Source organism: Klebsiella sp. GW_Kp182, assembly GCF_040062275.1.
Classification (GTDB): domain Bacteria; phylum Pseudomonadota; class Gammaproteobacteria; order Enterobacterales; family Enterobacteriaceae; genus Klebsiella; species Klebsiella michiganensis.
On record NZ_JBEAFQ010000050.1, the window covers coordinates 75362 to 84174 of the forward strand.

General features: G+C 56.8%; 9 protein-coding genes. 5 read left to right on the forward strand and 4 right to left on the reverse strand.

The annotated features are described in order from the left end of the window. Nucleotides 1–203 precede the first annotated feature (203 nt). The 3 genes from ABLU88_RS21735 to ABLU88_RS21745 are packed head-to-tail and all read left to right on the forward strand — an operon-like array spanning nt 204 to nt 3600. A complete protein-coding gene (locus tag ABLU88_RS21735; RefSeq protein ID WP_348837933.1) occupies nt 204–1220 on the forward strand; it encodes an ADP-ribosylglycohydrolase family protein in 1017 nt (338 codons plus the stop codon). Between the two features lie 18 nt (nt 1221–1238). Then, nucleotides 1239–2654, forward strand: coding sequence for a cytosine permease (locus tag ABLU88_RS21740; protein WP_014837065.1), 1416 nt, complete (start codon nt 1239–1241; stop codon nt 2652–2654). Continuing rightward, nucleotides 2638–3600, forward strand: coding sequence for a PfkB family carbohydrate kinase (locus ABLU88_RS21745; RefSeq protein ID WP_025108416.1), 963 nt, complete (start codon nt 2638–2640; stop codon nt 3598–3600). Before ABLU88_RS21740 ends, ABLU88_RS21745 begins: the two co-directional genes overlap by 17 nt. A gap of 3 nt (nt 3601–3603) precedes the next feature. Here the strand turns inward: ABLU88_RS21745 and rep are convergent, their stop codons facing one another. The 4 genes from rep to ABLU88_RS21765 form a co-directional block, all read right to left on the reverse strand. Beyond that, complete coding sequence (rep, locus tag ABLU88_RS21750; RefSeq protein WP_014227450.1) at nt 3604–5622, reverse strand: DNA helicase Rep; 2019 nt, start codon at nt 5620–5622, stop codon at nt 3604–3606. Nucleotides 5623–5724: 102 nt separating this feature from the next. Beyond that, entirely contained in the window at nt 5725–6453 is a 729-nt protein-coding gene (pnuC, locus tag ABLU88_RS21755; protein ID WP_004097491.1) for a nicotinamide riboside transporter PnuC, read from the reverse strand. Further along, complete coding sequence (locus ABLU88_RS21760) at nt 6453–7202, reverse strand: nucleoside phosphorylase (protein WP_348837929.1); 750 nt, start codon at nt 7200–7202, stop codon at nt 6453–6455. The genes pnuC and ABLU88_RS21760 overlap by 1 nt, the downstream gene beginning before the upstream one ends. A gap of 24 nt (nt 7203–7226) precedes the next feature. Beyond that, nucleotides 7227–7931, reverse strand: coding sequence for a Crp/Fnr family transcriptional regulator (locus ABLU88_RS21765; protein ID WP_004097483.1), 705 nt, complete (start codon nt 7929–7931; stop codon nt 7227–7229). 194 nt (nt 7932–8125) lie between these two features. Here ABLU88_RS21765 and ppiC (ABLU88_RS21770) point away from each other — a divergent pair, with 194 nt between their 5' ends. Both ppiC (ABLU88_RS21770) and ppiC (ABLU88_RS21775) read left to right on the forward strand, forming a co-directional pair. Next, nucleotides 8126–8407 carry a peptidylprolyl isomerase PpiC gene (ppiC, locus tag ABLU88_RS21770; protein WP_004127352.1) on the forward strand — a complete coding sequence of 94 codons (282 nt, stop codon included), beginning with the start codon at nt 8126–8128 and terminating at the stop codon, nt 8405–8407. 52 nt (nt 8408–8459) lie between these two features. Further along, complete coding sequence (gene ppiC / locus ABLU88_RS21775; RefSeq protein ID WP_004097481.1) at nt 8460–8741, forward strand: peptidylprolyl isomerase PpiC; 282 nt, start codon at nt 8460–8462, stop codon at nt 8739–8741. The last annotated feature ends 72 nt before the right edge of the window (nt 8742–8813 follow it).

Genomic DNA, 8813 nt, shown 5'->3' on the forward strand with positions numbered 1-8813 from the left:
AATTCAGTGGCAGTGGATTTATCATAGTGGATCCATACTGGAATCAATAGCCCCCTCATAACGTCTCCCCACCCTTTTTTAGCTTCTCACTTTTCTTTCAGAATGCGTCTTCGATCACAGCATGGCCACAAAGGACTTTAACTGGACTTAATCTGGATCTACTTTTAGTGTAACTTTTATTCATTTCTTCCAGGGAGCCGATGATGTCTGCTATTCACCCTACCTATACCACCGAAAACCGCATCCTCGGCTGCCTTTATGGGCAAGCCATTGGTGATGCGATGGGTATGCCTTCCGAACTGTGGCCTAAGCGCCGAATTATCAACCATTTTGGCTGGATTGAGCGCTTCCTCCCCGGACCGAAAGAGAATATTGCGGCCTGCGAATTTCGCGCCGCTGAGTTCACCGATGATACCCATCAGTGCATCGCACTCATGGATGCCCTGAATGAAACCAACGGCGTGACCGATCCACTGGTCATCGCCAGGCATATTCTGCTGTGGGCCAGACGCTGTCAGGCCTTTGAAAAAAATATTCTTGGCCCGACCTCGAAGGCTTCCCTGATCGCGCTTGAACAGGGGCAGCCGCTGGAGGAGATCGCGGCCAACGGCGTAACCAACGGCGCGGCAATGCGCGTGGCGCCGATGGGCTGTCTACTGCCCACCGGGGACAGAACGTTTTTCATTGAGCAAGTGCGGCTATCCTGCCTGCCGACGCATAAATCAGATATCGCTATCGCCGGCGCGGTGGTCATTGCCTGGGCGATCGGCCGCGCCATTGAAGGGGCCGAATGGCCGTTAATTAAAACGGAGCTGGCGTCGCTCGCCAATGAGACGCAGCGCCATTATGAGTCCACTTTTAGTCCACTGCTGGGAAACCGTATCCACCTGGCGCTGGAAACGATCGCCGGGGAGACTGACCATCTGACGGGTATTGAACGGATTTATGAGGACATCGGCGCCGGTATGGATATTATCGAGTCCGTCCCCGCAGCGATTGCTCTGGTTGAGCTGGCAAAAACGCAGCCTATGAAATGCGCTATGCTGGCAGCCAATTTAGGCGGCGACACCGACACCATTGGCGCGATGGGCACCGCCATCTGCGGCGCGCTTCATGGCATAGAGGCTTTTCCTGAAGAACATATACAACGGATTAAGCAGGCCAACAGCATCGACTTCGCGCCTTACGCACAGCGGCTTGCAGGCTACCGCTTCGCATAATTCACAGAGGGTATCACTATGGACAGCAAAGCTTCATACGATGGAAATATCCAGGCGGCAGATCCCGGAATGGCAGAATTAGGGATCGGTCTGGTCCCCCCGGTCCACCAGACCCAGAAACCGGTCCAGCTGTTTTTCGTCTGGTGCGCCGCGAATATTGGCATTCTTGGCGTCGTTTACGGCGCGGTGATTGTGTCGTTCGGCCTCTCATTCTGGCAGGCGATTCTTGCCGCCGTGGCGGGCGTCGCCTCCTTTGCGCTGGTCGGCATCACCAGCATCGCCGGGAAAATTGGTCGTACGACGACGCTAACCCTCTCCCGCGTCATTTTTGGCAAACGCGGTAATATCGCCCCCACCAGCTTCTGTTGGGTGAATCTGATGGGCTGGGAAGCGGTCAATATCATTACCGGCACGCTCACCCTCGTCGCGCTGTTTGCCGCCATGGGTTTTGAAGAGAGTCTGACCACCACCGCGCTGTCGCTTTTCTTGTTTGGCGGGCTGACCGTACTGGTCAGCGTGCTCGGGCAAAACGCCGTGCTGATGATGCAAAAATGGATCACCCGGATCTTTGGCGCCATGACGCTGCTGGTGGTGATCTATTTACTCTTCACCGCGGACTGGCAGGCCATCCTCGCGCTGCCTTCAGGCAGCTGGCTGACCGGCTTTCTGCCTGCCGTGTCTATTATTGCCGCAGGCACCGGCATCAGCTGGGCTATCGCCGGCGCCGACTATAGTCGCGATCAGCGCCCTGACTCCGGGGAAAAGCCTATTTTTCTCGCCGTGGTCAGCGGCGCCGCCCTCCCGCTGCTGTTGCTGATGCTCACCGGAATACTGCTTACCGCGCAGATCCCCGATCTGGCCTCCAGCGAGAACCCCATTTCAGCGATCGGTAAACTGCTGCCTTCGTGGATGGCAATCCCCTATCTGGCCGCGGCTACCGCCGGGGTCGTGACCATCGCCGTGTTGAGCCTCTATTCCGCCAGCCTTAACCTGTTAAGCATGGGGATTAAGCTACAGCAGCGTTCCGCCGTGGCCCTCGACGCCGTGCTGGTGCTGGGGATTGCCCTCTACGTGCTGTTTGTCTCGAAAGATTTTCTCGGGCCGTTTATCGCGTTTTTGATTTTCTGCGGCGTATTTCTGGCCGCCTGGGCCGCCATCTTTATGGTCGATTTTTATCGGCTGCGCCGCCGTGCCGGATATCCTGAAGCTGATTTATTCAGGGAGAGCGGCGCAAACCGTACCGCGCTGGGCTGCTGGATTGTCGGTGCGCTGGCAGGATTGATGGTCTCTAAAACCGGTTTTATCGACGGACCTTTCGCGGTCGGTATTTTCGCGGACTCCAGCCTCGGGTTATTCGTCTCTTTTATTCTGAGCCTGGCGCTGTATCTCGCCTTCGGAACGAGAAAGGGGGCCTGCCGTGACAATCAGCGCTGACCTGCTATCGCCTCAGCGGCCGATCGTGGTTATCGGCGCCGCTTTTGGCGACATTATTCTCCATCTCGATGCGCTGCCGCAAAGCGGTAGCGATGTCTCCGCCCGCGACGGCGGACGGCAGATTGGCGGCTGTGCGTTCAACGTCGCCCGCGCGCTCTCGCGCCTCGAACTGTTTCCCATTAACGCCATACCGGTAGGCAATGGCGATTGGGGGCAGGCCGTTGCGCAAAAAATGGCGCTGGAAAACTTGCCCGTCCTCTTGCGCCATCCCACCCACGATAACGGCTGGTGTCTGGCTCTTGTCGAAGCCAGCAAAGAGCGGACGTTTATCACCATTGAGGGCTGCGAACAGCACTGGACTGATGAACTATTAGCGCAAATACCGCTGCCGAAGGAGGCGATTATTTACGTCTCGGGATACGAACTGGCCAGCGAAGCGCTGCGCCAGTGGATCCTTGCCCAGACGGAAGATAAAACGCTGTTCGTCGATTTTGGCCCGCGTCTGTGCGACCTGGATATTCACTTTATCCAGGCGCTGCTGCGCAAACGCCCCCTGCTCACCCTGAATCGCGATGAACTCAGCGTGCTGTGCGCGCGTTTATACGATTTGGATAGCGCGACCCTTGATGCCGCCTCACGGCTCGCCAGCGACTGGCATATTCGGGCGATCTGTCGGTTTGATAAGGATGGCGCATGGGTGGTTGAACCTGACGCAGCACCGCAGCATATTCCGGCCTGCCGCGTGAAGGTCCACGACACGATTGCCGCAGGAGACAGCCACTGTGCCGGTACGATCGCCGGGCTGGCCTGCGGGATGGATCTGCAGCAGGCAACGCGGCTGGGCAATGAAGTGGCGGCCATTGTCGTCAGTCAACCCGGTTCAGACGGCGCGCCTGGTCGCAAAGCGCTACGTCAGTTCCAGATTCAACAGCAAAACAGCCGCTAGCCGCTATTTACGCGCTTTCGCCAGCATCGCCCGGATGTTGGCGACGTTCGCCTGGCCTTTATGCATGCGCTCTTCCGGCGAAATCACTTTGCGCTCCTGCTCCCAAATCAGGTCGTCCTGCGGCAGTTCCAGCAGGAAACGGCTCGGCTCCGGCCGCACCAGCTCGCCGTACTGACGGCGCTCTTTGCACAGGGTAAAAGTCAGCTCTTTCTGCGCGCGGGTGATACCTACGTAGGCAAGACGGCGCTCTTCATCGACGTTGTCTTCATCAATGCTGCTCTGGTGCGGCAGCAACCCCTCTTCCATACCAACCAGGTAGACGTAGGGGAACTCCAGCCCCTTTGACGCGTGAAGCGTCATCAGCTGCACCTGATCCGTCTCCTCATCCGACTCGCCGCGCTCCATCATATCGCGCAGGGTAAAGCGGGTAACGACCTGAGTGAGCGTCATCGGTTCATCGATCTCGCTGCCTTCGAGCATTTCGGTCATCCACGTGAACAGCGTATTGACGTTTTTCATCCGCATTTCGGCGGCTTTCGGGCTGGGCGAGGTCTCATAGAGCCAGGATTCATAATCCACGCCGCGGATCAGATCGCGGACGGCGGCAATCGGTTCACGCTCTGAAAGCTGCTGGATCTCCCGCAGCCAGTGGGTAAAGCGGGTCAAAGACTCATAGCCGCGTCCGTTCAGGGTCTGGGTCAGGCCCATATCGAAGCTGGCGGTAAACATGCTTTTATTGCGCCCCATCGCCCATTCACCCAGCTTTTTCAGCGTCGCCGAACCGATTTCACGCTTTGGCGTATTGACGATGCGCATGAAAGCGCTGTCATCATCGGGATTAGTCAGCACGCGCAGATAGGCCAGCAGGTCTTTAATTTCCGGGCGGGAAAAGAACGACGTGCCGCCGGAAATTTTGTACGGGATGCGGTTCTGCATCAGCATCTTTTCAAAAACCCGCGACTGATGGTTACCGCGATACAGGATCGCGTAGTCCTTATAGGCGGTTTTATTAATAAAGTGATGCGCGATCAGTTCACCGGCAACGCGCTCCGCCTCATGGTCTTCGTTATTGGCAGAGAGCACCTTCAGCTCTACGCCATAGCCCAGTTCGGAAAACAGACGCTTCTCGAAAACGTGTGGGTTATTGGCAATCAGGATGTTAGCCGCCTTCAGGATGCGCCCGGAAGAACGGTAGTTTTGCTCCAGCTTGATCACCTGCAGCGCCGGGAAATCCTGGCTTAGCAGGACCAGGTTCTGCGGCCGCGCGCCGCGCCAGGAGTAGATCGACTGATCGTCATCGCCGACCACGGTAAAGCGCGCCCGCTGTCCCACCAGCAGTTTCACCAGCTCGTACTGGCTGGTGTTGGTGTCCTGGTATTCATCCACCAGCAGATAGCGAATCTTATTCTGCCAGCGCTCCCGCACCTCTTCGTTGCGCTGCAGCAGCAGCGTTGGCAGCAGGATCAGATCGTCAAAGTCGAGTACGTTGCAGGCTTTCATGTGCGCGTCGTACAGCCCGTAGCAGTGAGCAAAGATCCGATCCCGCTCCCCTTTCGCCCCAGCGGCGGCCTGAGCAGGGGTTTGCAGATCGTTTTTCCAGTTGGAGATCGTCGAGATCAGCTGCTGAAGCACCACTTTATCGTCTTCGATCAGCCCTTCGGTGAGCTCTTTTAACAGCGCCACCTGGTCGGTATCGTCGAACAGCGAGAAGTTTGATTTCATCCCTAACGCGGCGTATTCGCGTTTGATGATATCCAGCCCCAGCGTGTGGAAGGTGGAAATCATCAGGCCGCGCGCCTCTTTGCGTCCCAGCGTTTGCCCGACGCGCTCTTTCATTTCGCGCGCCGCCTTGTTGGTAAAGGTGACCGCCGCGATATGACGCGCCTGATAGCCGCAGCCGCGGATCAGGTGGGCGATTTTATTGGTAATCACGCGGGTCTTACCGGAACCGGCACCCGCCAGCACCAGGCACGGTCCGGTAACGAATTCGACGGCTTGTTGTTGGCCAGGATTTAAACGCATGGGAGTCTTTTGCTCAATCTTCGAACGGGGTGGGGATTGTAGCAGAAAGAGGGGCACAGAGAGCAACAGGCTGCCCATTCAGGCAGCCTGGAAATCGGTCAATCAGGATGCGGCCGCGGCAAGCGGCGTATAGCCGTTACGCTGTGCGCTTTTGATCCAGCTGTATGAGCCCATTACCGCGATCGCCGTCAGCAGGACATACTCAAGCGACATGGCGTAAACGCCCTGTACCGCGTAGATAACCACGCTAATCACGTCGATAACCACCCACAGCAGCCAATTTTCGACGAATTTACGCGTCATCAGCACCATGGCGGCAATCGACAACACCAGCATGGTGGAATCCCAGAACGGGAAGGCGTCGGGCTGGAGGTCGGGCATCGCGACCTGCATACCGAACGTTTGCAGCAGAGCAATCATGATACGAGTGAGCGTCGCGAACACCGGATCGATAAACAGCGTCATCAGCACAATCGCCACCGCGCAGACGCCGCCCAGCGCCAGCGTTTGCTGACGGGAAAGCCAGCGTACCTTGAGCGCGGCCTCCTGCGCCTCGTTTTGCCGGCTCCACGCGTACCAGCCGTAAATATTGGCAGCGAAGAAAAAGACCTGCAGCAGCAGGCTGGCATAGAGCTGGATCTGGAAAAAGATCGCCGCAAACAGCGTGACGTTAATCAGGCCAAACAGATAGTTGATGATTTTTTCCCGGCTGGCGCACCAGATGCACAGCAGGCCGAATACGGTACCGATAGCCTCAATCCACGATAGCGCATAGCCGCCTTCGCCGAGAGGAATGTTGACCATCACATTGTTAATGCTAAAAAAGTCCATCACAGACCTCCTTGCTGGCTAGCGGAATAAATGGCGCGCAGCGCCAGGGTAATTTGCCGTTCTTCGCCCTGCTGGCACAGCGCCTCCTGCTGGACATAATCATTGATGCTGCTATCCAGGCAACCGTTGTGGGCAACAACCACGTTGAGTAATGATGCCGTACGTAGGCCGCGCAGCGCGCCGATAGTCATCAGAGCGGCGCTCTCCATATCCGCGCCCAGAACGCCTCGCGCCGACCACTGCGCATCCAGTTCCGCCTCACGATCGGTATAGAAACTGTCGTGGCTGCGCACCAGCCCGCACGCGGCGGGGATGTTCATTTGCCGCGCCTGCGCCACCAGTTCCCAGGTCAGCAGCGGGTCGGCGCAGGCCGGATAGCCCGCCGGCGCATAGGTTCGGCTGGTACCATCATCCATCACCGCAGCGTGAGCGATAATCACATCGCCGAGCGCAAGATTATCCTGCAATGCGCCGCAGCTGCCGATACGAATCAGGGTTGTTACGCCAATCTGGCGCAGCTCTTCAATGGCGATCGCCGTGGAGGGTCCGCCGATGCCGGTGGAGAGCACCAAAATCTCGATGCCCTGATACCAGCCGCGCGCGGCGCGAAACTCCCGGTTCTGACCGAGCAGCTGTGGATTATCAAGAAAATTGACGATGCGGTCGACCCTCTTCGGGTCGCCCGGCAGCAGCGCGTACCGCGCGCCGGTCATCTCTTTGCTTAACTGGATATGGGGTTGCAGCGACATTCTCCCGCCTCCTTACTCTTGCGGTTATCCGATATCAGCCTCCTGCTTCAGTTTTTCAGGAGCTAACAACACAATGCGTTCACCATCGGTATCAATAATCTGTAGCGCTTTCAGGTCATGCAAAATACGGTTAATGCTGCGGGTCGTCGCCGCGAACTCCTGACTGAGATTCTGCTTATCCAGCAAGATTTCATTCGCGCCATCCTGTTGATAACGCAGCCATAGCGCCTGACACACCCGCTGATGCAGCGAGTAGAGATTGTCGCTGCTGGCCTTTTTCGACAGCTGATAATATTGCTGGCTAAAGAAGCGCAGCATCCGCTGGTTAAAGTGGTTATCCAGCGCCAGCCAGCGGCAGAAATGTTCCTGCGACAGGCTCAGGAGCTGCACATGGTCCACCGCCACCACCGAGCAGATGTAATGACGCGACTCAAAGATCTCGAGTTCGCCCACCATGTCGCCTTTACGGTAGCGGGCCTGACGGTAGCGGCGCCCGTCTTCAGCCTCATAGAAAACGTCCACCTCACCGGCGATAATCAGCGAAAAACGCTGGCACACTTCCCCCTGTCGGCAGATAAAATCACCGCGCGGAATGTCTTCGAAGCGCCAGCGCCGCATGATCTCCAGAGGACAATATTTCAGTAATTCATAGAGCAGCGGATCGCGCACAATCTCGCTCAGCCCGGAAAGCCAGCCGACTGAAAATTCAGGTTTTTTCATTGTATCCATGTTATCTCGCTCCACGACGATAAGGACAGGACGGCTGTCCCCGGCCAGAAGGAAAACGCCGAAGAAAAGTGTTGCCCATCTCCCGCTTCCGTCTATCAGGCGAGACACCTGTCCCGCGATGGCGAAGAGTATAGGTCCGCGACCAAAGCGGATGGTAAAGTAACGGGATATCTTTGAGACATGAGAGCAAAATAATGGCAAAGAGCGCAGCAGCCCTGCATATCCTGGTAAAAGAAGAGAAGCTGGCGCAAGAGATCCTCGCCAAACTGGAACGTGGCGTGAGCTTCGATCATCTGGCAAAGCGCTATTCAAAGTGCCCATCCGGACGCAACGGCGGCGATCTCGGGGAGTTTAATCAAGGCGTTATGGTCGGGCCGTTCGATAAGGCGGTCTTCAGCTGCCCGCTGCTCAAGCCTTACGGACCGGTCAAAACCAAATTCGGCTACCACATCATTAAGGTGCTGTATCGCCGCTAGCCCATGCTACTATTGCGCCCTGATTCATCTCCTATTCCATCAAGGTACGATCATGGCAAAAACGGCAGCAGCGCTGCATATCCTGGTTAAAGAAGAGCAGCTGGCACTGGATCTTCTGGAGCAAATTAAAAACGGCGCCGATTTCGGTAAACTGGCGAAGAAGCACTCGATCTGCCCGTCAGGCAAACGCGGTGGCGATTTAGGTGAATTCCGCCAGGGCCAGATGGTGCCGGCGTTTGATAAAGTCGTCTTCTCCTGCCCGGTGCTGGAGCCGACCGGCCCGCTGCACACCCAGTTTGGTTATCACATCATCAAGGTGCTGTACCGCAATTAAAAAAACCGGTGTCTTATTGAACTGCACCCAAAAAGTTGGACTCCCAACGAAGTAAGGTGCAGTTTTTTATGA

What these genes read in the sequence shown, in the direction of transcription:
- ABLU88_RS21740 (WP_014837065.1), top strand. Translation starts at nt 1,239, where the DNA reads ATGGACAGCAAAGCTTCATACGATGGAAATATCCAGGCGGCAGATCCC.
- ppiC (WP_004097481.1), top strand. Translation starts at nt 8,460, where the DNA reads ATGGCAAAAACGGCAGCAGCGCTGCATATCCTGGTTAAAGAAGAGCAG.
- ABLU88_RS21735 (WP_348837933.1), top strand. Translation starts at nt 204, where the DNA reads ATGTCTGCTATTCACCCTACCTATACCACCGAAAACCGCATCCTCGGC.
- ABLU88_RS21760 (WP_348837929.1), bottom strand. Translation starts at nt 7,202, where the DNA reads ATGTCGCTGCAACCCCATATCCAGTTAAGCAAAGAGATGACCGGCGCG.
- ABLU88_RS21765 (WP_004097483.1), bottom strand. Translation starts at nt 7,931, where the DNA reads ATGGATACAATGAAAAAACCTGAATTTTCAGTCGGCTGGCTTTCCGGG.
- pnuC (WP_004097491.1), bottom strand. Translation starts at nt 6,453, where the DNA reads ATGGACTTTTTTAGCATTAACAATGTGATGGTCAACATTCCTCTCGGC.
- ppiC (WP_004127352.1), top strand. Translation starts at nt 8,126, where the DNA reads ATGGCAAAGAGCGCAGCAGCCCTGCATATCCTGGTAAAAGAAGAGAAG.
- rep (WP_014227450.1), bottom strand. Translation starts at nt 5,622, where the DNA reads ATGCGTTTAAATCCTGGCCAACAACAAGCCGTCGAATTCGTTACCGGA.